Origin of the sequence: Microbulbifer weihaiensis (genome assembly GCF_048323715.1) — a bacterium.
Classification (GTDB): Bacteria; Pseudomonadota; Gammaproteobacteria; order Pseudomonadales; family Cellvibrionaceae; genus Microbulbifer.
Genome location: NZ_JBLWFL010000017.1, coordinates 89027 through 113783, shown reverse-complemented (window position 1 = coordinate 113783; position 24757 = coordinate 89027). Strand labels below are relative to the sequence as shown.

The 24757-nt window shown below is 60.5% G+C and carries 19 protein-coding genes; 8 read left to right on the top strand and 11 right to left on the bottom strand.

Annotated elements, in window-relative coordinates; all coding sequences use genetic code 11:
* Nucleotides 1–195: 195 nt before the first annotated feature.
* Nucleotides 196–504: a hypothetical protein gene (locus tag ACNKU7_RS16140; RefSeq protein WP_418298031.1), complete on the bottom strand. Its 309-nt coding sequence runs from the start codon at nt 502–504 to the stop codon at nt 196–198.
* 47 nt (nt 505–551) lie between these two features.
* Between ACNKU7_RS16140 and ACNKU7_RS16135 the strand changes: the two genes are divergently transcribed.
* Entirely contained in the window at nt 552–962 is a 411-nt protein-coding gene (locus ACNKU7_RS16135) for a hypothetical protein (protein WP_418298030.1), read from the top strand.
* Nucleotides 963–1080: 118 nt separating this feature from the next.
* Nucleotides 1081–1395, top strand: coding sequence for a cupin domain-containing protein (locus tag ACNKU7_RS16130; RefSeq protein WP_418298029.1), 315 nt, complete (start codon nt 1081–1083; stop codon nt 1393–1395).
* Between the two features lie 55 nt (nt 1396–1450).
* Here ACNKU7_RS16130 and ACNKU7_RS16125 read toward each other — a convergent pair whose 3' ends face one another.
* The 9 genes from ACNKU7_RS16125 to gshB all read right to left on the bottom strand — a co-directional run bounded on the left by ACNKU7_RS16125 (nt 1451) and on the right by gshB (nt 10322).
* Nucleotides 1451–2467 (bottom strand): alpha/beta fold hydrolase, encoded by a 1017-nt coding sequence (locus tag ACNKU7_RS16125; RefSeq protein WP_418298028.1) that lies wholly within the window; start codon nt 2465–2467, stop codon nt 1451–1453.
* A gap of 54 nt (nt 2468–2521) precedes the next feature.
* Nucleotides 2522–3775, bottom strand: coding sequence for a heme biosynthesis HemY N-terminal domain-containing protein (locus tag ACNKU7_RS16120; RefSeq protein WP_418298027.1), 1254 nt, complete (start codon nt 3773–3775; stop codon nt 2522–2524).
* On the bottom strand, nt 3772–5274 hold the full coding sequence (locus tag ACNKU7_RS16115) for a uroporphyrinogen-III C-methyltransferase (RefSeq protein WP_418298026.1): 1503 nt from the start codon (nt 5272–5274) through the stop codon (nt 3772–3774). The genes ACNKU7_RS16120 and ACNKU7_RS16115 overlap by 4 nt, the downstream gene beginning before the upstream one ends.
* Before the next feature lie 190 nt (nt 5275–5464).
* Nucleotides 5465–6250, bottom strand: a complete 786-nt coding sequence (locus ACNKU7_RS16110; protein ID WP_418298025.1) for a uroporphyrinogen-III synthase — start codon at nt 6248–6250, stop codon at nt 5465–5467.
* A 12-nt stretch (nt 6251–6262) separates the two neighbouring features.
* Complete coding sequence (gene hemC, locus ACNKU7_RS16105; protein ID WP_418298024.1) at nt 6263–7201, bottom strand: hydroxymethylbilane synthase; 939 nt, start codon at nt 7199–7201, stop codon at nt 6263–6265.
* A gap of 80 nt (nt 7202–7281) precedes the next feature.
* Nucleotides 7282–7710, bottom strand: a complete 429-nt coding sequence (gene ruvX, locus ACNKU7_RS16100) for a Holliday junction resolvase RuvX (RefSeq protein WP_418298023.1) — start codon at nt 7708–7710, stop codon at nt 7282–7284.
* Nucleotides 7711–7735: 25 nt separating this feature from the next.
* The gene (locus tag ACNKU7_RS16095) at nt 7736–8320 is read right to left on the bottom strand and encodes a YqgE/AlgH family protein (protein WP_418298022.1); all 585 of its coding nucleotides are present in this window, start codon (nt 8318–8320) and stop codon (nt 7736–7738) included.
* 36 nt (nt 8321–8356) lie between these two features.
* A complete protein-coding gene (locus ACNKU7_RS16090) occupies nt 8357–9286 on the bottom strand; it encodes an energy transducer TonB (protein ID WP_418298021.1) in 930 nt (309 codons plus the stop codon).
* Between the two features lie 79 nt (nt 9287–9365).
* Nucleotides 9366–10322, bottom strand: a complete 957-nt coding sequence (gshB, locus tag ACNKU7_RS16085; protein ID WP_418298020.1) for a glutathione synthase — start codon at nt 10320–10322, stop codon at nt 9366–9368.
* A 343-nt stretch (nt 10323–10665) separates the two neighbouring features.
* On the opposite strand from gshB, the gene pilG reads away from it, so the two are divergent.
* The 6 genes from pilG to ACNKU7_RS16055 all read left to right on the top strand — a co-directional run bounded on the left by pilG (nt 10666) and on the right by ACNKU7_RS16055 (nt 21911).
* Nucleotides 10666–11061, top strand: a complete 396-nt coding sequence (gene pilG / locus ACNKU7_RS16080; protein ID WP_418298019.1) for a twitching motility response regulator PilG — start codon at nt 10666–10668, stop codon at nt 11059–11061.
* Between the two features lie 276 nt (nt 11062–11337).
* Nucleotides 11338–11700, top strand: coding sequence for a twitching motility response regulator PilH (gene pilH, locus ACNKU7_RS16075; RefSeq protein ID WP_418298018.1), 363 nt, complete (start codon nt 11338–11340; stop codon nt 11698–11700).
* An 18-nt stretch (nt 11701–11718) separates the two neighbouring features.
* A complete protein-coding gene (locus tag ACNKU7_RS16070; RefSeq protein ID WP_418298017.1) occupies nt 11719–12261 on the top strand; it encodes a chemotaxis protein CheW in 543 nt (180 codons plus the stop codon).
* Between the two features lie 288 nt (nt 12262–12549).
* Nucleotides 12550–14700 carry a methyl-accepting chemotaxis protein gene (locus ACNKU7_RS16065; RefSeq protein WP_418298016.1) on the top strand — a complete coding sequence of 717 codons (2151 nt, stop codon included), beginning with the start codon at nt 12550–12552 and terminating at the stop codon, nt 14698–14700.
* Between the two features lie 128 nt (nt 14701–14828).
* Nucleotides 14829–21362, top strand: a complete 6534-nt coding sequence (locus ACNKU7_RS16060; protein ID WP_418298015.1) for a hybrid sensor histidine kinase/response regulator — start codon at nt 14829–14831, stop codon at nt 21360–21362.
* Nucleotides 21363–21425: 63 nt separating this feature from the next.
* On the top strand, nt 21426–21911 hold the full coding sequence (locus ACNKU7_RS16055) for a chemotaxis protein CheW (protein ID WP_418298014.1): 486 nt from the start codon (nt 21426–21428) through the stop codon (nt 21909–21911).
* 98 nt (nt 21912–22009) lie between these two features.
* Here the strand turns inward: ACNKU7_RS16055 and ACNKU7_RS16050 are convergent, their stop codons facing one another.
* Nucleotides 22010–24688, bottom strand: coding sequence for a penicillin-binding protein 1A (locus ACNKU7_RS16050; RefSeq protein WP_418298013.1), 2679 nt, complete (start codon nt 24686–24688; stop codon nt 22010–22012).
* Between the last annotated feature and the right edge of the window lie 69 nt (nt 24689–24757).

Here is a 24757-nt window from a genome sequence, read left to right as displayed (position 1 = left end):
ACCTATCGCTCATCGGGCTGCCGGGCCGGTAACTTATGGTGGTAAGTTACGGGTCTCACCTTACCGAATATTTGGGGAATTAGGCCATACAAGGCGCTGCAGGCCGACGGCCAACTTTGTGCACTTTATACGCGGTCGCTTCGTTCTCATTTTCGCGCAAAACGCGCATAAGGTAAGCTGCCCCTGCCGGCGGCGTTAAGCATCTTGAGTATCTAGAGTGTTTTCATGGAAGAAATAGTTGGTGGTCTTTTTCGAGTGCTTGGTCGCTTCATCTTTGAAATTATCTTCACTACTGCGGCTGAAGTAATATTTCAGATACCGGGCCAACTGTTGTGCAAGCCCTTCACAAAAAACGGTCGAGAGCCAGACGGGTTTTGGGTGGTTCTGGTAAGTATTTTCTTCTGGGTGTTGGTGGTGGCCTTGGGCTATTTTACGTATCAGGCATTTACTGGCATGTCCAATACCTAGAATAAAAGGCAATTTGCTCTGGTCTTGCAGTCCCAACGGGACTGCTTGCTCGCGGTGTTAGTCAAAAAACAAGAAGAAAAATTTTGAAAAGAATTCATCTGCTTAGTGGTTTACTGTTCCTGGTTGTTTTCGCGGTAACCGGCCAGTACATGCTCAGATATCTTGGTCTGCCAGATCAGGAGATGAGTGCGGAAAGAATGACGTATCGCGCATCGCATATGTACCTACTGTTTGTCGGTGCGATCAATGTTGTAATCGGATGCTATTGGATCGAAAGAAAGGGTCAGCTCCGAAAAAATCTCCAGAATTTCGGGTCATTGATGATTGTGATTAGCCAGCCGGTGCTTCTTTCTGCATTTTTAATCGAGCCACAAACGGAAGGCCCAAGTAGAGATATAACCTTTCTGGGCTGCCTGCTGGTATTGGGTGGCGTGATACTTTCACTGGGCAGTAGTTTTCCAGTGCGTCAGGCATCTGTGCAAGAAACTGCCTAGCGGTCACCGGCGGCAAGCCTGCGCTGGATTTTTCGACGGCAGCGCCGGGGGACGTGCTATGAACTCCGTTGGGGTAACGCAGGTATTTTGCCAGGTCATTAACATCGTGGAGCAACCGGTGCCAAACCTATTCTCGGATTTACCATCTGCCCTTGCGGGCGAGGTGTTCTCGCACATCGCCGGTGGAAAGCATGTGAAGATTGAGCGCATAGTGTCCCGTGGCCAGGCGACTCCGGAAGGGCAGTGGTACGATCAGGACATGCACGAGTGGGTGCTGGTGTTACAGGGCGCCGCCAGGCTGGTATTTGAGGATGGTCGCGAGCTTACTCTGAAGGTCGGAGATCACGTCAATATCCCGGCGCACTGCCGGCACCGCGTTAGCTGGACGGCACCCGCAGAGCTTACCGTTTGGCTCGCGGTATTCTATGAATGAACGGCAGTTTGAGCTGCCGCGTGGATCGCGCATTTGAGACCACGTTTCCTTGCGCTCAGCTTTGCGTATTTTCCGCCAAAAAATCAGTGAACGCGTCGATATAAGAATCGAAGGCTTCAAATTGTGGCACATGGCCAATGCCTTCCAGTTCCACCAGGCGTGCCCCCGGAATCTTGTCGGCCGTTTGCTTGCCAAGTTGCTCGTAGTTGCCCAGTTGTCTCTGGATCTCCGGCGTAGCGCGATTGCGGCCGATCGCGGTGCGATCCCGGGTGCCGATAATCAGCAATGTTGGTGCGCGCAGCTCGCTGAACTCGTAAAAAACCGGCTGGGTAAACACCATGTCGGAGGTGAGGGCGTCAATAACAGCGATTTTTTCCGCGTCCGGGCCAGTGCTCCAGCCGCCCTGAATATCCAGCAGCGGGTTGTACTCCGGCTTCCACTGCCCGTCAAAGTAGGCCTTGGTCATGTAGGTTTTGACTATGGCGGGCGTCTGCTGCATTTCCTGCGCAATGGCGTCGTCGATTGTCTGGTAGGGGACGACCCGTTTCCAGTCTTCGAGACCTATGGGGTTTACCAGTACCAGCTTCGCGACCCGGTTCGGGTACATCAACGCAAAACGGGTTGCGAGCATGCCGCCCATGGAGTGCCCGGCAACGTAGGCGTTGTCGATGCCGAGGGTGTCGAGCAGTGAACGGGTGTGCTCGGCCAGTGACTGGAAACTGAACTGGTAGTGGGCTGGCTTACTGGATTTGCCGAACCCGATTTGGTCGGGCGCGATAACGCGGTAACCCTCAGTGGTGAGTGCCTCAATGGTGCGTTGCCAGTATGCGCCGGAGAAATTTTTTCCGTGTAACAACACAACCGTGCCTTTGGCCGGCAGCTGAGGCGCAATATCCATATAGGCCATGCGCAATGGCTGCTGTTGTGCATTGAACTTATGGAAGCGCACCGGATAGGGGTAGTTGTAGTCGCTGAGCAGGGCGTCGCGCGGTTGTACCCGGTATTCTTCGGCAACGGCACTAAGGCTGGTGCCGATTGCCATCAACAGTAGGCTGGCCGCGACGCGCAGCATCGCCGGTTTTCTGCGATTGTTTAAAACGTTATGCATGCTTTCAGCGAGGCCGTTTCAAGGTGTTCGTGTACTGAGCAGGCCGCCGCCCTGGTCGGGTAGCGGAAGCTGTGGCAGGTTGGAAACCGCCTGCAGCAGGCCCTGCTCATACAGGCGGGCGGCCTGTTCCTTTTCGCCGAGGGCAAACAGCAGCCGCGCAAGTTCGGCGGAGGTTGCCGGGTCGGAGCGCAACAACAGGCTTTTTTCGAAATACTGCCGCGCCTTGCCCCAGATTTCGTTGCGCAGGCAGAGCCGGCCGAGACAGGTCAGCAGGTCCGCGTTCTCGCCGTACTCTTTCTGCCAGCCGTCGGCTACGGCGAGCTGCTGGCTGGCATCGGCGCCGGTCAGCAGGCCGTAGAGCTGCACGGTATCACCGCGCCACTCGCGATTGAGAATCCAGCGCAGTTGTTTTTCCGCTTCGGTATCCTCACCCACATGGTGCAGCATTTCCCCGTACAGGTTGCGCAGTTCGATGTTGCGCTGCCAGCGCCCGTTGAGACTCTGCCATACCTCTCGCAGTTTTTCGCTGTTCTGGCGCGCGGCCGCTTCCCGGAGCAGGTGCTGGTAGACCTCCAGCTCGAGCTGTTGCAGTTGCGATTCCGGCATGGTGCCGTGTTTTTCCAGGCGAGGCAGGAGTTCGCGCAGGCCGTTCCATTCACCGATGTTGTAGTACGCCTGGCGCAATAGCTGCAGCAGGGCGGGGTGGTTGGGTTCTTCCTGCATCGCGCGCTGCAGGCTGGCGATGCATTGCTCGTAGTGCTTGTCGAGCAGCTGCATGCGCGCCTGGGTAATGGCCACGGCGAGCTGGGTGTCGTCGCCGGTGGCTTCAGCCTTTGCCAGCAATTCATTGGCCTCGTCGCGGTAGCCCAGCTCGAAGGCGCTGCGGGCGGCGGCGAGGTAGTTGATGATGGGCGCATCTGAGCGCGCGGCGCTCTTGAGCAACAGGCGACGGGCGCGCGTCCAGTTACCCTCCATGTATTCCACCAGGCCGTTGGTGAGGCGGCGGCGGGCGAGGCGGCTGCGGCCAAAGCGGATGCGGCTGAAGCCACCCTCGATGGCCCGCGCGAGGCTGCGCAGCAGCCAGAAAAACACGAACAGCGCCAGAATGCCGAAGGCCAGCCCGCCGATGGCGACCCACAGATTCATTTCGATGCGTTTGCCGGCTTCGCCGCCAATCATCACCATCAGGTAGCCGGGATAGGAGCGCACTGCTTCGGCCAGCAGTGCCCCGGCGAGCAGCAGTACCAGGGTAAAGAACAGAAAGCGTTTCACTGGATCTCGCCTCCGTCACTCTGGCCGTCGGCGGTCTTGTGCATGCGGTCTATGTAATTGCGCAGTGCCGACTGCGAGGCGCTGAGGTTGGGCAGATCGGTGGCGATGGTCTCGTTGGACAGCGCTTCCAGTTCCCGCAGCAGGGCCTGGCGCTGGGGATTGTCCACACCGTATTGCATCAACAGCTCGCGCGCCTGCTTGAGGGCGTCGCTGTAGACCGTTTTGTCGGCACGCAACAGTGCCAGCTCAGCCTGCTCCATGCTCAGGCGCAGAGTCTGCCGGAAGCGGGTTTCGCTCTGCGGTGAGAGCAGCACCGGGTCGATTTCGGCATCGCGGATCCGCACGGAACCCTTGAGGAAGTTCGTGAAGTTGTTCCAGCTTTTCTGGAAGCGGTTGTCTCCGGCTTCACTTTCCGCGGATTGCTGCTCGGCTTGCGCCGCATCCGGCGTGGCGAGATCGAACTTGGGCTGGATGTTGAGTTTTACCAGCTGTTCTTCCAGGGCGCGCAGGCGCAGGTAAATCCCCTCGCGGTCGACGTTTTCCACCAGTTTCAGGGCGGTGAGGTCGCGGGCCAGTTGCTGGCGCACGCCGTAGAGGTCTGGCAGATCCACATCGCGAACGATCTTGTCCACTTCCTGCACCAGCCCCAGGGCGGCGCGGCTGTCCTGTTCCAGCATCAGGCGCTGGTTCGCGAGCCGCAGCAGGTAGTCGGCTTCGGCGAGCTGCCAGTCTTCGCGACTGGCATTGCCCAGCTGGCTGAGGCGATTGCCCTGGGCGGTCACATTGCGCTGCATGGCGGCGAGTTGCTGTTGCAACTGGTTGATAGTTTCGGCCTGTCGCTGCAGCTGCTCACGCAGTGCGGCTGTGTGATCCGGGGTCGGCGGGGCGACGGTTGTGGGCGGCTTCGGCGAGGTTCCCTGGGGCTGCCAGGCCGGTTGTTCGGGCTCCGCAGCTGTGGCGGGCTCGCTGGATGTCCCGGCAGGTGGCGTTGAACCGTAACCTTCACTGTCACTGTCACTGGTGGTGGTGTGGCTGCCGGACGCGGGCTCCTGGCTGGACGGCGTTTCGGTGCCAGCAGTGCCGGACTGATCCGGGGTTGCCGTACTGGCGGTGCCGCTGGGTGTTCCTGTGCTGGAGGTGCCGGGTGCCTGCGCGGTGTCGAAGTGTTTGCCGACCAGGGGCAAACCTTGCAGGTGCTGGCCCACTTGCTCGCGCACGCTCGGGAACAAATACCAGGCCGCGACCGCCACTGCGATCAGCGCAAGCAGGAACAGCCAGAACCAGAGCCAGCCGAGCCCTTTCCTCGGGGCGGCCTTCGCGGTTTTTTGCGGCGGCGGGGTCTTGCCGCCGTCCTTGCCCGCCGGTTTCCCCTGCTGCTTCTCCTGATCGGCCTTGGCGAAGTTGCTTCTCGGCGTCGCCTTTTCGGTCACGATGGGGATGTCCTGGGACTCTGCGGGGGCTTTGTCGCTGGCGTTTGGCGGGGCTTTCTTATCGCTCATGGAGTTGGTTCGCTCGCGAATGAATATCACGGCTGTGACAAGCACCGAGTTTTCGGATGCTGGGCGCAGGTAACGCGTGGCCGTGCTATAGAAATTTTGTCGCCAAATTATAGCGACTACCGCCGTTCTTTATACGAAGTATGGCGTGCAATTGAAATTTTTTACCGGATTGCGCGCCGCTGCGGGGTTGTTAGGCGGCGAGTGCCTCACGCAGTGCGGCGAGCATGGCCGGGTCGCCGGCATTCTGCGCGGCGGTGACGCGACTGAAGCCGAGCGCCCTTGCCTGCTGCGCAACGCGGGCACTGGGGCAGATGAGGGGTACCCGCAGCAGCTCCGGCCGCCGGCTGTGCTGCAGGCACTGGTGCAGGTTGTCGAGCGTTTCACCGCTGTGCACGGTGATGGCGTCCGGCGTGTACGCGTATTCGCCCAGCTGTGCCGGCGCATCGGCGGGCAGCAGGCGGCGGTAGAGCTCGCAGTAGTCGACGCGCGCACCGCGCTCGCGCAGGGTGTCGCCGATCAGGGTGCGGCCACCCTGGCCGCGGAACACGAAAACCCGGGTACCTTGCGGGTGCTGCAGCGCGGGCAGTGCGAGCAGCGCCTCCGAGTCCATGCTGTCGAGGGTCTCGTCGCATTCAGGCTCGGCGCCACGGGCGGCGATGGCGCGCGCAGTGGCGGCACCGATGGCATAGAAGCGCGGGCCCAGGGGCAATTGTGGCCAGTAGTCGTCGAGCCAGTCGAAGCCCCAGTGCACCGCATTCTGGGAGACAAATATGGCGTGGTCGCACTGGTCGAAATCCAGGATCAGGTTCCTGATGGCCTGGGCTGCGGCGGGGTCGTCGCCCGTAAAGGGGGCGATTTCCAGCATCGGGATGCTGTCGCAGCGCGCACCCTGTTCCGCGAGCAGGGCCTGCCAGCCGGCACACTGGTGTGCCGGCCGGGTGAGGAGGATGCGTTTGTCGCGCAGCGGCTGATCCACGGTCACGCTTGGTCAGAGGGCGGCGAGGATTTTGTCGGCGCCGGCGTCGAGCAGTTGCTCCGCCAGGCGAATGCCCAGCTGCTCGGCTTCGGTCACCGTGCCGTGCACCTCTGCCTGCAGCATGGTTTCGCCATCGGGGCTGCCGACGAGGCCGCGTAGGTAGAGCTGGGAGGCATCGTCGTCGGACAGGGTGGCGTAACAGCCGATGGGCACCTGGCAGCTGCCGTTGAGGCGGCGCACCATGGCCCGCTCAGCGGTGAGGCGATGGCTGGTGTGGTCGTGGTGCAGGGGCGCAAGCAGGGCTTCCAGTGCCGGGTCGCGACGGGACTCGATACCCACGGCGCCCTGACCACCGGCTGGCAGCAGGACTTCCGGCTCGATGAACGCGGCGATGCGCTCGCGCATTTCCAGGCGGAGCAGGCCGGCGGCGGCGAGGATGATGGCGTCGTACTCGCCGGCGTCCAGTTTCGCCAGTCGGGTGTTGACGTTGCCGCGCAGGAATTTCACTTCCAGGTCCGGGCGCAGGGCCAGGACCTGGCACTGTCGGCGCAGGCTGGAGGTTCCCACCACGGCGCCTTGCGGCAGCTCTTCGATAGAAGCGAAGTGATTGCTTACAAAGGCGTCGCGCGGATCCTCGCGCTCACAGATAACGGACAGGTGCAGCCCCTCCGGAAATTCCATCGGCACGTCTTTCATGGAGTGCACGGCGATGTCCGCGCGGCCATCCAGCATCGCTTTTTCCAGCTCTTTCACAAACAGGCCCTTGCCGCCCACCTTGTTCAGGGGGATATCCAGCAGCTGGTCCCCGCGGCTGGTCATTGGCAGCAACTCGACTTCGAGCTGCGGGTGGTGCAGTTCCAGCTGTTGTTTGACGTAGTGGGCCTGCCACAGCGCCAGTGCGCTTTCACGGGTGGCTATGGTGATGCGGGAGATGGAGGAGGTGTCAGACATGCGTGGCTCTGGTATGCGGAATTCGGATCTGTTGGGAATTTGCGCGCAAGTCTAACAGCTTGTGCGCGGCGATGGGGCGATCAGTGGTCGCCCTGCGTGCGCAGCCAGTCTTCCAGGAAAATGCGCGCGGCGATGGAGTCGATGGGTTCGTCGGCGTAGTTGCCGCGGTGACCGCGGTCTCGCGCTTCATCCTTTGCGGCGCGGGTGCTGAGCCGCTCATCGACATACTCTACCGGGAGGCCAAAACGGCCGTGCAGGCGCTGGCCGAATTTACGCGCGCGCGCGCAGATCTCGCTCTCACTGCCGTCCATGTTGAGTGGCAGGCCCACGAGCAGCGTGTGCGGCTGCCATTCGTCGAGCGCTTTCTTGACCTGATCCCAGTTGGGCTGGCCGTCGCGGGCGGGCAGGGGCGGCAGTTCGCGGGCGCTGCCAGTGAGGCTCTGCCCGTAGGCCAGGCCTATGGAGCCGGTGCCAAAGTCGAAGGCGAGTGCGGTGATGGCTTTACTCATGAGGGGCTGCGTCTTAAAGGCAGGATCAGGCGTGGCCGGACTGGCTGCTGATGCCGCTGAGGTCGATGCCATGGCGGGCCGCGGCGAGCTGCCAGCGCTTTTCCCAGGGGGTGGCGAAGAGTATTTCCGGTTCGGCCGGCAGGGTGAGCCAGGCGTTCTCGGCGATTTCCGATTCCAGCTGCCCCGGCCCCCAGCCCGCGTAGCCGAGGGCCAACAGTACGTCGTCCGGGCCGCGGCCGGCGGCCAGCGACTCGATGATGTCCTTGGATGCCGTCAGGCTGATATCGTCAGACACCTCCACCGTGGAGGCGAATTTCATGCCGCGACCGTGCAGGACAAAGCCCTGCTCCTGGGCAACCGGCCCGCCCATGATCACCGGTTCATCGCCGCGCAGGCTGTTGTCCTCCAGCGACAGCTGGCTGAACACCTCGCGCCACAGGACTTTGCTCGGCGCGTTGATGACGATGCCCATGGTGCCTTCCGCAGAGTGCTCGCAGACAAAGGTGACGGCTTTGTGAAAACGCGGATCTTCCATTCCGGGCATGGCCAGTAACAGCTGGCCGCGCAGGCTGGAATGGGTCAGGTCACTGTCGATATTGGATGGCTGCATGGGTTTAGTTTAGGTGCTGATTCATTGGCGGGGCTTTCAGCCGCGGCTCGGCGTCTGCCCTGCGGCGGTGGAGAAACCGGTCATTTCAAAGCGCCAGGTGCGGATGATTTCCAGTCGATCCGCCTCTTTGCGGATTTCGGCCGGGAAGGGCGCGAATGGCGCTGCCAGGCGCACGATCTGTTGCGCGGCGTCATCGAGAATGCGCTCGCCGGAGGACTCCAGGATCACCACATCCTCCACTGCGCCGGTAGGGAGCAGGCGCACCATCATGCGCAGGTTGCCGGTAATCTGGTTTCTGAGGGCTTCTTCGGGGAAGTTGTCGTTGCCGATGGCTTCCACCTTTTGTCGCCAGTCGTGCAGGTAGGCCGCGTCCGCAGAGGCTTTGGTGGCCACGGACGTGAGGCGCCGCACGCGCGGGCGCTGGGCGATGGTCTGGCGGATTTTATCCAGCCGTGCCTGCAGGCTGGCGATTTCCGGGTTGGTGGGCGGCAGGTCGCTGGGGGCATCGCCGCGCTTCTCTTCCGAGCGCTTGTCTTCTGCGGGGAGCTCGGGCGCCTGTTGCGGGCTGTCGCCAATGGTGGTGATCAGTTGTCGCAGCTGATCCGCGGGGCGCGCGGCCTGTTGCTGCGGCAGTGGATTGACCTGACGGATATTGGTGTCGGCAATTTCGGCTCGCCGATCGGTGGACAATTCCCTGGGCGTTTCCGCGGTACCACTGGCCTGCTGGTTGTGCTGTGCCAGGTAGTCGGCATCTTCCGGGGCGTCGGAGGCGCGGTGTTGGGCGAGCGTCACTTCGAGCGTGGGCGGAGCCTGTTTCGCTTCCGGCGCGGTAAACCCGATTCCAAAAATTACCAATGCGTGTACGGCACAGGCCAGGAACAGGGCGAAGGTAAACCGGTCTCCCTGGGTGGCGTGGCTCGCGGCGACGGGGGCCGGGTTTTGGGGCTGGCTAGCTGCTGCGGTCATTGTGATTATTGGTATCTACTACTGCCGGGAATGGTCGGGTCGCAGAGCGTTGCCTGCGACCCATCACAAACGGGTGAGTTTACCCTTTTTGTGCCAGCCGGTCTGTGATTGCGCGCATCAATAATCCGCCGATGTCTGTTCCAAAGGCCGCGTCGATTTCCCGCACGCATGTGGGGCTGGTGACGTTGACTTCGGTCAGGTAGTCGCCAATTACGTCGAGGCCAACAAACAGCAGGCCTTTTTCTTTCAGGGTCGGTCCAACCTGTTTTGCGATCCACAGATCGCGCTCGGTTAGTGGGCGCGCTTCGCCGCGGCCGCCGGCGGCGAGGTTGCCCCGGGTTTCGCCCGCTTCGGGGATGCGTGCGAGGCAGTAAGGTACCGGCTCGCCATCCACCACCAGGATGCGCTTGTCGCCGTCCTTGATTTCCGGGATGTAACGCTGCCCCATAATCTGGCGCTTGCCGTTATCCGTCAGCATCTCGAGTATCGCGCCGAGATTGCTGCCGTCTGGCTTGACGTGGAAGATGCCGGTGCCGCCCATGCCATCGAGCGGTTTGAAAATCACGTCCTTGTGTTCCTTGTGGAAGGCGCGCAACTGCTGCATGTCGCGGCTGACGATCAGGGGTGGGCAGCATTCGGCAAAATGGGTGGCGAATATTTTCTCGTTACAGTCGCGCAGTGACTGCGGTTTGTTGGCAATCAGCGTGCCCGCGCGCTCGGCGGCCTCGAGTATATAGGTAGAGTAAATGTACTCGTTGTCGAACGGGGGATCGACCCGCATCAGGATTACATCCAGATCCCCCAGGTGCATCGGTGCGCGTTCGCCGAGCTTGAACCACTTTTCCGGATCGTCGAACACTTCCAGCGGGCTTCCGTTGCCCATAGGCTTGCCGCCGTCCAGATAAAGGTCGGACTGCAGGAAATAGTGCAGGGTAAAGCCTGCGCGTTGCGCGGCCTGGAGCAGGGCCAGGGTAGTGTCCTTTTTGAAGGTGATCTGGGAGATTGGGTCCATGACCACGCCAAGGGAAAAGCTCATACAGGTTTCCGTTTCTATATATGAAAGCACTGGCTTGGGCTGTGCGGTGCAGTTGCCGCAGCCTGAGCCGGCGGAAAGTGGCTACGTTAAAAGTAGTCTGTTGCGGCTGCAAGGGCCGCGAACTGTGTCTCTGCTCACATTTTGATCGTTGCTCCATCGGGTGCCTGATCGTCGCTAGATTCACTCTGTCTTCTGTGATACAAGTTTCCTCCTGACCTGCGTCCGCTGGCCGCAGCCAACTAAGCAACGATCAAAACCCCGTAATGAGGTTGCACTAAAGGTGTGGCAAACCATATTTAACTGCTGCACCTGAAAATAAGTAGACAGGGGATACAAGAGCACTATGGAACTGAATTGGGAAAGTCTCACCGTGATGGTGATCGACGACAGTAAAACGATTCGTCGCACCGCAGAGACACTATTGCAGAAAGCGGGTTGTACCGTGGTTACGGCTACCGACGGATTTGATGCGCTGGCAAAAATTGCCGACTCGCGTCCGGACATTATCTTTGTGGACATCATGATGCCGCGCCTGGATGGCTACCAGACCTGCGCCCTGATCAAGAACAACAGCGAGTTCCGCGGCACGCCTGTGATTATGCTGTCCAGTAAAGACGGGTTGTTCGACAAGGCCAAGGGCCGCGTGGTTGGTTGCGACCAGTATCTCACCAAGCCATTCAGCAAGAGTGAGCTGCTGGGAGCGATTTCTGCCCACGCCAAGCCGCACCACGCAGCTTGATAGGTAATTTGCACCGAGAGTGTGAAACCTTTGGCAAAAATGGCGTATGCTATGCCCACTTTTTGCTATGCGCGCATTGGAATGTGGCGCCTGGCTACCGGGGGGTGCCAAGAGTGACAGGAAAGTCGCGCAACCGGGCTTAGACTTCGGCAATCAATAAAAAAGTGTGTAGCCACCGTACAGAAAACCCGGTGGCCGTTACCAACAACAGCCGCAGGGCTGACTAGCAATGCTGCACAAGACAACTGCGGATAACACCATCCTGGGGGAATAAAGATGGCAAGAGTGCTAATCGTTGACGATTCACCAACCGAAACTCACAAGCTGACTACGATTCTGGAAAAAAACGGTCACGCAGTAATCACCGCGCCCAACGGTGAGAACGGAGTGGACGTGGCTCGTGAGCAGCGCCCGGATGTCATCCTGATGGATATCGTTATGCCGGGCCTGAACGGATTCCAGGCAACTCGCCAGCTGAGCAAGAACGGCGAAACCAGTGGTATCCCCATCGTTATCGTCACTACCAAGGATCAGGACACGGATCGTGTTTGGGGGATGCGCCAGGGTGCGCGTGCCTACCTGACCAAGCCGGTAGACGAAAGCAAGCTGTTGGGCACCATTGAGGAGGTGTTGGCCTGAGGCCGACGTTGAGTCTCCGTGCAATCAACTCTTACCCCTTATCTCGCGCTGGTTGATATTGCCAATCGCGCAAAAGCGCAGGCACAGGGGCTGCCTGCCCGTCAGGAGGTAAAACCTTTCTGGACGGGCATTGGCTTCTCGCTGCTGGGGCATCGCTTTGTGGCCGCCATGGACGACGTGGTGGAATTGCTGGAGGTGCCTCACTACACCTTTATCCCCGGCGTCCAGCCCTGGGTTCGAGGCGTTGCCAACGTTCGTGGCCGCTTGCTGCCGCTGTTCGATTTGGCCGCTTTTTTTGGTGGTCACCTGATTAATCCTCGCCAGCGCCGTCGGGTGCTGGTGGTCGAACACGAGAAGCTCTATGTCGGGCTGATCGTTGACGAGCTGCATGGTATGCAGCACCTCGCGCTTGAATACGGCCAGCTGCCACCTTCGGATCTGGTCGAGCCTTTTGCGCCTATGGTCAATGGCCAGTTTGTCCTCCAGGACAACCGTTGGCTGGTGTTTGATCTTCAGGCGTTGATCAATGACTTCCAGTTTGCGGATGCAGCGGCTCATTGAGCCGCTGCTTTAGGTTTGTGGTATTGGGTATTCGCAAGCGTCTCCGGGGCGAATCGTCCGGATGAGGTTGAGCGCGATTCAATCGTCAAACTCAGTGCTTGCCCGCTGTTACAAGGGTAAGCATGGGGCGTTCAGTTTTAGGCTGAGCGGCCGACAAGGTTTATCGGCAATCGCCGGAATGGGGCGCCCCTATTAATCAATAGGGGTGTTGCGGCAAGTCCGGGCACGGAGTCCGGGTAGTGGTTATAACAAGAATTGGCCTGGGCACAGGTCCGCCAGGAGTAAATTATGAAAACAGGCTCCCAGAGTTCATTTTCTGCGCTGCGCAGTAACCCTGCGGCGCTGTTTATGGGTTTGCTGGTACTCGCCACACTGGCGGGGCTGATTGTCAGCATCTACTTGGTGCAGACCCAGGCTGACCGGGATAAGGAATACCTGCAGGACGTTGCCGAATTGCGCGCACTGTCCTACCAGGTTGTATCTTACGCACCGGCGGCGACCGCTGGTGACGAAGAGGCGTTTGCCGATCTGGAGAAAGTGATCAACCAGATGTCGGCTACCTGGAATGTGTTGCAGAACATGGACGAGGGCAGCCGCAGTGCGCTGAACCAGGAACTGGCCAACTACGGCCAGGTGTGGCGCCAGCTGCGTGAGCAGGCCGACACCATTATCGGCAACAAAGACTCCATTATCTTCCTGAACGACGTAGCGAGTACCCTGAACGACTCGCTGCCGGAACTGCAGGCAGAGCACAACAATATCGTGGAAATCCTGCTGGCCAACAATGCCCCGGCCAACCAGGTGGAGCAGGCCCAGCTGCAGGTATGGCGCGCGGAGCGTATTGGTCGAAACATCGACAAGATGCTCCAGGGTGGTGACGATGCGGAAGCTGCCGCCGACCAGTTCAATACCGACGCCAGCCTGTTCGGTAAAGTAGTAGAGGGCATGAAGAGCGGTGACGTGGTGATGGGTATTTCCCGCGTGACCGACAGTGAGGCCCGTGAGTCTCTGGAAGAAATTACCGAGCTGTTCGAGTTCGTGAGCTCTTCGGTACGCGAGATCTTCGAAGCGACCCCGGCACTGTTTGCTACCCGCCAGGCGGCTGACGGTATTGCGGCATCTTCTCCGCAACTGCTGGAAGCACTGTCTACCCTGAACGACCGTATCGTTAGTCTCTCCACTGTACGCCAGCCCAACAACCAGACCATCGCCATCATCGCCGGTGTGTTCGTACTGTTGATCTTCGGCATGATGATTGCGGCATTCTCCGGTACCCGCCGCAGCCTGCGCGAAGAGTCTGAGACCAACGAGCGTAACCAGCAGGCGATTATGCAGCTGCTGGACGAGCTGGCCGACCTCGCAGACGGTGACTTGACCACCTCCGCTACGGTAACCGAGGCCTTCACCGGTGCGATTGCGGACTCTATCAACTACACCATCGACCAGCTGCGCGTGCTGGTATCCCGAATCAACGGCGCGGCACAGGAAGTATCTTCCCTGTCCCAGGAAACCCAGCAGACGGCTCTGCACCTGGCCGAGGCTTCCGAGCACCAGGCTCAGGAAATCGCCGGTGCATCTGCCGCGGTTAACGAAATGGCCGTGACCATTGACCAGGTATCTGCGAACGCCGCGGAATCCGCACAGGTTGCGGAGCGCTCGGTACAGATCGCGAGTAACGGTGCCAAGGTGGTACAGAACACCATCAAGGGCATGGACACTATCCGCGAGCAGATTCAGGACACCTCCAAGCGAATCAAGCGACTGGGTGAATCTTCCCAGGAGATTGGTGACATCGTAAGCCTGATTAACGACATTGCCGACCAGACCAACATTCTGGCACTTAACGCTGCGATCCAGGCCTCTATGGCCGGTGATGCAGGTCGAGGCTTCGCGGTGGTTGCGGACGAGGTACAGCGTCTTGCGGAACGTTCCGCTGCGGCAACCAAGCAGATTGAAGGCCTGGTTAAAGCGATTCAGTCGGACACCAACGAAGCGGTTGTATCGATGGAATCCACCACCACTGAAGTGGTGCGCGGTGCCCGCCTGGCCCAGGACGCGGGTGTTGCCCTGGAAGAGATCGAGACGGTATCTACCAACCTCGCATCCTTGATTCAGAACATCTCCAACGCGGCACGCCAGCAGGCTTCCTCTGCGGGCCACATCTCCAACACGATGAACGTGATTCAGGAGATTACCTCGCAGACTTCTGCCGGTACCCAGGCTACCGCACAGTCCATTGGTAACCTCGCCCAGACCGCTTCGGCGCTGCGCGACTCCGTAGCCGGCTTCAAACTGCCGACTGAAAACGACGTCGACAGTGACAGTGATCTGTACGGTGGCGATCTGGCGGATCTGTCTGAAGAGTTCCCGATGCTCGAGGACGAAAGCGCCGAGGATCAGCTCTCCGAACACGAGCGCGAAGAGCGGGCCCTGGCCTGATACACCGCACATACCGATAACGATAACGCGGGCATCCCGGCGGTTATCGGCCGCTGGGATGCGAAGCAGCAGGCAGCAGCAGTAAGCGCTGCCTGCGCGCGAGCAAACTGAATTACCGAGGACTTGGCGTGAGTCGCGACAATCCCAATTTTGTAGCCTTGGATTGGCTGATAGGCGAAATCAACGAGACGTTGGCTCAGGCGCGTCAACAGCTGGAAACCTTTGCCTCGGATTCCTCGTCCCCGGATGTCTCCGGTGAATCTTCCAATAGCCTGCTGAACAACTGTCTCAACCTGATTCACCAGGTTCACGGCAGCCTGCACATGGCGGAGCTCGCCGGTGCCGCCATGCTGGCCGAAGAGATGGAGCAGCTGGTTCAGGCCCTGGCCAATGGCGATGTGGAAAACAGCGATGAAACGCGCGAATTCCTCATGCGCGCGCTGCTTGAGCTCCCGCTTTATCTGGAAAAAATTGCCTTCCAGCGCCGCGACAACCCGGTGCTGTTGCTGCCGCTGCTGAACGACCTGCGTGCCGTTCGCCGTGAACGCCTGATCACCGAAGGGGCGCTGTTCGCCCCGAACCTGTCTGCACTGGAGCAGTTCTCCGGCAAGCGCCAGCCCCTGCTAAACGACCCGGCCAAAGTCGGTGAGTTGGTGGCGAAGCTGCGCAAGATGTATCACGTCGCTGCTGCGTCCCTGATTCGCGATGTGAACAGTGGTGAGAGCCTCGCCTATCTGGCCAAGGTCTGCGAAAAAATGGGGTTGCTTTACAGTGGCAGCCCTCGCCAGCATTTGTGGGAAATTGTCCAGGGCGTACTGGAAGGCCTCGCCGACCACCGTGTGAGCGTCATGCCTGCCCTGCGCCAGCTGTTGCGCAGACTCGATGTGGAGTTCCGTCTACTGCAGGGGCAGGGCGTGCGCGTACTGGACGTGCGCCCGGATCGCGACCTGATTCGCAACCTCCTGTTTTATGTCTACCTGAGTGGTCCAAACGGTCCACGCACCACTGCCCTGTACGAGAAATACGCCCTGGACAAGGCTGTGCCTGGCACGCCGCGACCGGACACCGAAGATGCACTGGCCATGGGGCCGGATGCCATGGGCACCGCGGTCAATGCGTTGCGCGAAGAGCTGGCGAACGTGCGCGAGGCGCTGGATCCCAGCGTCACCAACAGCGAAGTGGCGCCCCTTTCCGATACAGCGGTCATTGCCAAGCGCATCGCCGATACCCTGGGCGTTCTTGGGCTCGAAAACCTGCGCGTTAGAGCGCGCAGCATTTACGAATTCCTCCGCGATGCGTCGCGCTGCGAAGATCCTGAAGAGCTGCTGATGCAGGCCGCTTCCGAGCTGGTTCAGCTGGACTCGGGCCTCGCCGCTGTTGTCGAGCGGGACAAGAAAATTGATAGCGACTCGCCCCTGATGGGCGAAGCCACTGCGCGCGTCCTGCGCGAGGCGCGCATCGGACTGGAAACCGTCAAAGAGGCGGTGGTTGAGTACATCGCCAGTCACTGGGATGCGGGTCACCTTACCGCCGTACCCAAGCGTCTGCAGGAAGTTTGCGGTGGCCTGGATATGGTGGGTTACCGCCGTGCCGGTGAAATTGTTACCGCCTGCCGCAACTACATTGAAGACCGCTTGATCAATGCCGGTGAGCAACCGGACTGGAAACTGCTGGATACCCTCGCTGATGCGGTGACCAGTGTCGAGTACTACCTCGAGCGCCGCGCAGACGGCATCGAAGATGCAGATATGCTGCTGGCGCTGGCGGAAGACAGCGTGGCTGCGCTCGGATACTCGGTTGGCGGCGGTGATACCGAGCCTGCTGAAGATCGCAGTGCCGATGACGCAATCGACGAGTTCACCGAGTCCGATCCGTTGGCAAAGCTGGCGGAAATGCAGGCTGAAGAAAGCGGCGAAACCGCAGGTGTCACCGCGACAGATAGTGCCGGGGTTGATGACAACTGGGCACTGGATTCGTTTGAGTTTGACAGCGATGCCGCGGCTGAGAATGCCTCGCCCGAGCCTGAAGTGGCCGGCGCGTCGTTTGAAAGTGAAGAAAATGTTTTTGCGCCGGATGCTGAAGAGCGCCCAGAGCAAACGGCTTCGACAGAGCCTTCCCTGCTGGATGAAAGCTGGTTTTCTCCGGCACCGGAGCCTGCCATTGAGGCGTCCGCTCCAGCAGCAGATGAGGTCGCCGGCGATTCTGCAGCCATCGAGGCAGCTCGCGCTGAGGATGATGACGAAAGCAGCATCATCGACGACGAAATTATCGAGATATTCCTGGAAGAGGCGGGCGAGGTCATGGAGACCATCGGCCAATACTTCCCGCTGTGGGCGAGCAATTTCTCCGATCGCGATTCCCTGGTGGAGTTCCGCCGCGGCTTCCATACCTTGAAAGGCTCCGGCCGTATGGTCGAGGCACTGGAAATTGGCGAGCTGGCCTGGGCAGTTGAAAACATGCTCAACCGGGTGCTCGACGAAACCGTCAGTCCCAACCGCGCGCATGTGCTGCTGATCGAACATGTGGTGGCCAAGCTACCGTCGATGATCGACGCATTCCGCACCAGCAGCGGCGACCCGGATCCTGCGCGGACTGCGGAGCTCGAAGCCTGGGCAAAACGCTTGTCTGCGGGCGAAGTGCCCGCGGAATTACTGCAGTCTGCTGCGCCGGCTGATAGCCAGCCGCAGGCATATGGCAGCCAGGACAGCGACATCGCCGACAGCAGCGATGAATATGCGCAGCTTTGGGAAATATTTGCCCAAGAGGCGGAAACGCATCTGGCGGTGGTTGCGGACTTCCTCGCCAATATGGAGCGCGCTGCGCCGGTTTACGGAATACCGTCGGATCCCCTGCACCGCGCGCTGCATACCCTGAAGGGGTCTGCGCACATGGCGGAGGTGACACCGGTAGCGGACCTCGTGGCGCCGCTCGAGCGCTTTGTCAAAGAGCTGCGCACCTACCAGGTTTCAATCGACAGCGATATTTTTGATCTCCTCAGCGATGCCGCCAGTTATGTGAAGGCGGTTCTGGAGCAGATCTACAGCGGCCAGCCGCTGTTCGTGGAGCGCGCCGAGCAGTTTGTTGCGCGCGTTGCCGAGCTTCAGGAGCGCGCAGTGGGTCACCTGATCCGCGAACGCGAATCCAACGAGCCGAAAGCCGTCGACCCGCAGTTGCTCGCCGTGATCATGGCTGACGGCATGAAGGTGCTGCTGGATGCCGACCAGATGCTGAACCAGTGGCGTTCCAGCCCGGGTGATCGCAGCATCCTGCTGCCCGTGGCCGAGGAGCTTGATGTGCTGCAGCGAGCTGCGGGTCAGGCGCAGTTGCCGACCCTGCAGGAACTTTCCCAATTGTTGCTGGCGGTTTATCAGCAGGTCATTGACGGGCACCTGGAAGAAGAGCCGGCGCTGTGGGCGGCGCTGGAGCAGGGCCACAATGAGTTGCTGGATCTGGTCGATGCCGTCGCCGCGGCACAGGATCTGCCAGAAGTCAGTGAAGTGGTTGGTGCCGCGCTGCGCACCCTTGCCCAGGGTGACGATGGTCAGGAAGAGGATGATTACGACCTCTCCGAATACGGTATCGAAAGTGAAGACTACCTTCCGGTCTTGGGCAGCGAAGAGCCGGAAGCGCCGATCGCGATTACTGACGACGTCGCCGCACCGGTCGTGGAAGCGGATCCTGTAGAGCAGTTTGCCGACTTCAGTTTTGATGATCTGGTGGCCGCAGAAGAAGCGACTGATGTCGAGTCGGTGGCGGCGGAAGTTACCCTGGAGCCTGCGCTCGACGTCGCGTGGGCAGAAGAGGTGACTTCCATTGCTGCTGTCGATGAAGCCGATGAGGCGTCTGCAGACAGCGATGCGCTGCCGCAGGACTGGTTCCAGACGGTGGGTGCCGAAGCCGGACATGTGGAGTCTGAAGCGCAAGACTTCGAGCTGGTTATGGAAGAAGTTGCCAGCGACGCGCCGAGGTCTTCTGAGAGCGATGACTTCGCAGCGTTCGAGCTCACCGACCTGGAAGGTTTTGAAGATATCGCGGAAGCCGCTTCCCCGGCGACCCCGGTGGCAGATGCCCGGGAAGAGGCTGCAGCAGAAGATAAAGTGGCTCCTCCACAGGTAGCGGACGCTGCTGTGGTGGCCTCCGAGGCGGCGACAGGCGAAGAGGGTGACCTGAATGCCGCGCAGCAGGCACTGCTGGCGGATATCGACCCGGATGTTATCGAGGTATTCCTCGAGGAAGCCGGCGACCTTGTCGACGAGCTGGAAGAATTGATCCAGGCCTGGGAGCAGGATCCCGCCGACAAGGCGCAGGCAGAAGCGTTGAAGCGCGTGCTGCACACCTTCAAGGGTGGTGCACGTATGGCGGCGCTGATGGGGCTGGGTGAGGTTGCCCACCGCTTCGAAACCGTCATCGAAAATATGCAGAGCGGCAGCGCGCCGTCAGCGGCATTCTTTGCCGATGCCCACGCAATTTATGACCGCCTTGCCGCCGGCGTTGAAACCGTGCGCGCCTGGATGGGCGGTGACCAGTTGCATGCGTTCTGTGCGTTGCTGGAAACAAACTGGGCCGATGAAAAAGCGGTGCAGGTAGATCCGGTCGACTACGTTGCTGCACCGGTTGCGGAAGAGTCTCAGGCAGAGTTGCCGGAGGTCAGCGCAGAGGCCATCGAAGTTGCTGAGGAAGTGAGCGAGCAGGAGCTGCTGCCGGCGACAGTCCCGGCACCGGCGGCCCCGGCTGCTGCGGCCAGCAATGTGCTGCCGTTTATACGCAAGGGCAAGGGAATCAAGGATCGCGACGGCGGGCAGCCTCGCAACCAGCCCCAGGAAATGGTGCGCGTTGCGTCGGAACTGCTTGAGGAGCTGGTAAACCTGGCCGGTGAAACCTCTATCTCCCGCGGTCGTCTTGAAGAGCAGGTCTCTGAATTCGGTCTCGCCCTGGACGAAATGGATTCCACCTTGTCGCGCCTGAATGAACAGTTGCGCCGCCTCGACAAAGAAACCGAAGCACAGATCCTGTTCCGTCAGGAACAGCTGGCGGAGCAGGATGGCGACTTCGACCCGCTGGAAATGGACCGCTACTCGTCCATTCAGCAGTTGTCGCGCTCGCTGCTTGAATCCACATCGGACTTGCTGGAGCTGCGGCAGACCCTGGGCAATAAAACCCGGGACACAGAAACGCTGTTGCTGCAGCAGTCACGGGTAAACACCGAATTGCAGGAAGGCCTGATGCGCAGCCGCATGGTGCCCTTCTCGCGCCTGGTGCCGCGCCTGCGCCGGATTGTGCGTCAGGTGGGCGCCGAGCTGAGCAAGCAGGTGGATCTGGTGTTCTCCAACGTTGAAGGAGAGCTGGATCGTTCCATGCTTGAGCGGATGGTTGCACCGCTGGAGCACATGCTGCGCAACGCGGTTGACCACGGTATTGAAACACCGGAAAAACGTCGCGCGGCCGGGAAACCGGAGCGCGGCCGCATCGCGGTGATGCTGGCCCGTGAGGGCAGTGAGGTGGTGCTGACGATCAGCGACGATGGCGCCGGTATCAACCTTATGCGCGTGCGCGAGAAGGCCATTGAGAGTGGCCTGATGCGGGCGGATGCGGAGCTTTCCAATAACGAAATCATGCAGTTCATCCTGCAGGCCGGTTTCAGTACCGCGGACAAGGTCACCCAGATCTCAGGTCGCGGCGTCGGCATGGATGTGGTGTCTGCTGAAATCAAGCAGATCGGTGGCAGCGTTGCGATCAGCTCCCAGCTCGGTCAGGGAACCGAGTTCGTCGTGCGCCTGCCGTTTACCGTGTCGGTGAACCGGGCGCTGATGGTGAAAGTGGGCGAAGACCTGTTTGCCCTGCCGCTGAATACGATCGAAGGTATCGTGCGCCTGAGCCCGTTTGAGCTGGAGCACTATTACCGCTCGCCCGATGCACGTTTTGAGTATGCGGGCGAACCCTATCAGGTGAACTATTTCGGCAGCCTGTTACAGTCCAGCGCCCAGCCCAAGCTGAATGTGGAAGACATGCAGTTGCCGGTGTTGCTGGTGCGCTCCGAGACGACCGCCATGGCGCTGCAGGTGGATGCGATCCTGGGCAGCCGCGAGATTGTGGTGAAAAGCCTGGGTGCCCAGTTTGCCGGCGTCCAGGGTGTGTCCGGGGCTACGGTAACCGGTGATGGTACCGTGGTGGTGATTCTCGACGCCCACGCGCTGCTGCGAAAGCACTCCGCGATGCTGGCTCGTCCGGAAACGCCGGTGCTGCAGGCGCCGGTGCAGATGGCGACGCGCGAAGAGCCTGAAACCCAGAAGCTGGTGATGGTGGTGGACGATTCGGTCACCGTGCGCAAGGTAACGACACGTTTCCTTGAGCGTGAAGGGTACGCCGTAACCACAGCCAAAGACGGTCAGGATGCGATTATCCAGTTGCAGGACGTCATGCCAGACGTGATCCTGCTGGATATCGAAATGCCGCGCATGGACGGCTTTGAAGTGGCAAGGCATATCCGTTCCAGCACCCGTTTGCGGGATATCCCGATCATCATGATTACTTCCCGAACCGGTAAGAAACACCGCGATCACGCGTTGTCGCTGGGGGTTAACCACTACCTCGGCAAACCGTACCAGGAAGAGATCCTGTTGTCGGCCATCCACGATTACACAGAGGTAGAGGCTGCGCACTGAGCGCAGCGCCTGCCCCTCGAGGTAGACTGAACATAGCCGCACCGGCGGCGGAGATTGATGGAAATGAGCGGAGTAGAAGCCCTGCCCACCACCGAGATACCACAGGAAGTCAGCAGCTTGCTGTTGCCTTTGACCGATGGGCAGCTGCTGGTTCCGGTAGATACCCTGTCGGAAATCATTGCGTTGCAGAGCCCGGTGTCCGCGTTCGACGCGCCGGACTGGTACATGGGTGAGTTGCACTGGCGCGAACTGCGCCTGCCACTGGTGGCCTTTGAAGTGATGCGAGGCAACCCGATGCCGGTACTGCGCAGCAATTGCCGGATTGCGGTTTTGAGCAGTGGCAATGCTGAAGGCGACCTGCCCTTTTTCGCGATGGTGCTGCAGGGTACTCCGCGCCTGGTGCGGGTAACCCCGCAGGAACTCGCCGGGCGCGACGCCGAGTGCGCGCTGGGCGAGCTGATGCACGTTGCGCTGTCCGGTGAGGAAGCGGTGATCCCGGATCTCGCCGCACTGGAAGAGTCCTGCCTGGCCTATCGCAGCCGGCGCTGAACTTGCCGGCTGCTTTCATCGCCAGACATGAAAAAGGCGCCACCCTTGCGGGTGGCGCCTTTTTTTGTTGGTCTCTGCTGGTGTGAGCCGATCCGCGACTAGAACAGCTCCTCTGGAATCGCTTCCTGCGCCTGCTCGTTGTCATCGGCTGGTGCCGCCGGGCCGTCAGAGTAAATCGACGGGTAGTTACCATAAGTGGCACGACCAGGAATCCGGTCGGCGCGGAATATCTCGAAGATTCCACCGCGCGACGTGCGCAGGCCGGTGCGCGGGTCAATGCGCATGGTGACGATATCGTCCGGTTGCGCGAGGTGACGCTCCGGCAATCCATCCAGCGCATTGCTCATAAAGTCGATCCAGATGGGCAGTGCGGCTGAGCCACCATACTCATTGCGGCCGATGGGGGTATTGTCATCAAAGCCTACCCAGGTACTGGTCGCCAGGTAGGGGCTGTAGCCCGAGAACCAGGCATCGCGCGGGCCGTTGGTGGTACCGGTTTTGCCCGCGATATCGCCCCGCTTCATTACCAGTGCCTTACGTCCCGTGCCGCGCTTGATCACGTCCTTGAGCATCGAATCCATGATGTACGCGGTTTCGGCTGACATTGCCCTCGGTGCGCGTGGGCGTGCCTGATCGCCCGCATGCAGGGGCGCTACCGGCAGTGTACGCAATTCCAGTGGCTCGTCGTCCGTCGGCTGCTCCTGCTGTATCGCTGAAAGGTCGATGGGTTCGGCCTGCGGCTGGGTAACCTCGCCGAGTTCCGGGCAATCCGCGCAGACGGCCAGCGGCAGCGCCCTGTAGACAACTTCGCCGTGCACATCGAGTACCTGATTGACCAGGTAGGGCTCGACCCGGAAACCGCCGTTGGCGAATGCCGCGTAGCCACGCACCATTTCCAGCGGTGTCAGTGCGGAGCTGCCCAGTGCAATCGACAGGTTGCGGGCCAGCTTGCTGCGCTCGAATCCGAAACCTTCGGCAAACGTCAGTGCTCGGTCAATGCCCAGTGCCTGCAGCAGCCGGATGGAGACCATGTTACGTGACATGTACAGGGCTTTGCGGAGTCGGGTCGGCCCGAGGAAGGTGCCGCCATCGTTTTCCGGGCGCCACACGTCTTCCAGGTTGGTCTGCTCAAAGACGATAGGCGCGTCATTTATGATGCTGGCGGCGGTATAGCCATTCTCGAGCGCCGCGGAATAGATAAACGGCTTGAAGCTCGAACCCGGCTGTCGAGCGGCCTGGGTTACTCGGTTGAAGTGGCTCTGGCGGAAATCGTAGCCGCCGACAAGCGCGCGTATGGCGCCGTCTTCCGGTGCCAGGGATACCAGTGCGCCCTGGGCGCTGGGCACCTGGGCCAGGTGCCACTCTTCCCGCGGTTGTGGCACCGGCGGGTCGTCATTTTCAGTCGCGGCGAGCGCGTCAGATTCCGCAAACGGATCGGTGCCGGGGGCGAGGTTTTCCGCCAGTTCCTGGGCGGCCTGCTCGCGCTCTTGCTGCTGCTGTGCTGCGAGTTCTTCGGCAGATACCACCACGCGGCGCAGGCGCACCACGTCGCCGGCGGCGAACATTTCGTCAGCTCTGGTCAGTTTCGGTCCGCGCGCATTCTCGGAAATATACGGGCGAATGCTGCTAAGGCCATTCTCCCACGGGATCTCCACCACCCGGCGATCGCGCAACTGCACGTTGAGGCTTTTCTCCGCGACTGAGGTAACTACCGCGGGCTCGAGTCCGCCGAGCACCGGGATTTCATTCAGCAGATCAACCAGCTGGTCATTGTCCGTCAGCAGGGCTGGGTCGAGGCGCTGCTCCGGACCGCGATAGCCGTGGCGACTGTCGTACGTCTCAAGGCCGTGCTGCAGGGCCTCGCGCGCGGCATTCTGCAGGCGGCTGTCGACTGTGGTGATGACCTGGTAGCCATCGGTATAGGCGGCATCGCCAAATAACTCTACGGCCTCCTTGCGGGCCATTTCCGCCACGTAAGGCGCGCTCAGATCCAGGTCGCGGCCGTGGTAGCGGGCGGTTACAGGGGCGGTAATCGAATTTTTGTACTCATCCTGGGAAATATGTCCCAGCTCAAGCATGCGCTTGAGGATCCAGTTGCGGCGCACCAGGGCGCGGGACGGATTGGCGATCGGGTTGTAGGTGGAGGGCGCCTTCGGCAGGCCCGCCATCATGGCCCACTGGGCCAGGTTCAGGTCGTTGATGTCCTTGCCGTAGTACACCTGGGCCGCCGCCTGGAAACCGTACGCGCGGTTGCCGAGGAAGATCTTGTTGATGTAGAGCGCGAGGATTTCATCTTTGCTGAGTTCCTGCTCGATTTGCAGGGACAGCAGGATTTCGTTGAATTTGCGGATAAACCGCTGCTCCCGGCTCAGGAAGAAGTTCCGTGCTACCTGCATGGTAAGCGTACTGCCGCCGGACTGAATGGATCCGCTCTGAGCGAGCTGGCGCGCAGCGCGCATGAGGCCCTTGATCGAGACGCCGTTGTGGGAATAGAAGCCGTCATCTTCCGCGGCGAGTATCGCCTTGATGAACATGTCCGGGGTCTGCTCGATGGTGATGGGGCTGCGCCGCTTCTCGCCGAATTCGCCGATCAGCTTCATATCGGTGGAATATATGCGCAGCGGGGTCTGCAGGCGGATATCGCGCAGGGTTTCCACGGAGGGTAAACCCGGCTTCAGGTACATATAAATACTGGCGAAGGCCATGGCGGTGCCGGCGGTGCCGGCCAGGGCGAGCCACAACAGTGACAGCAGGCGGTTGCGGACTTTGTGAGTCATGAAAAAGCTTCTGTTTAGTGCGCGAATTGATCAATTATGACGGAGCTGTTCGACAATTATACGAATAAT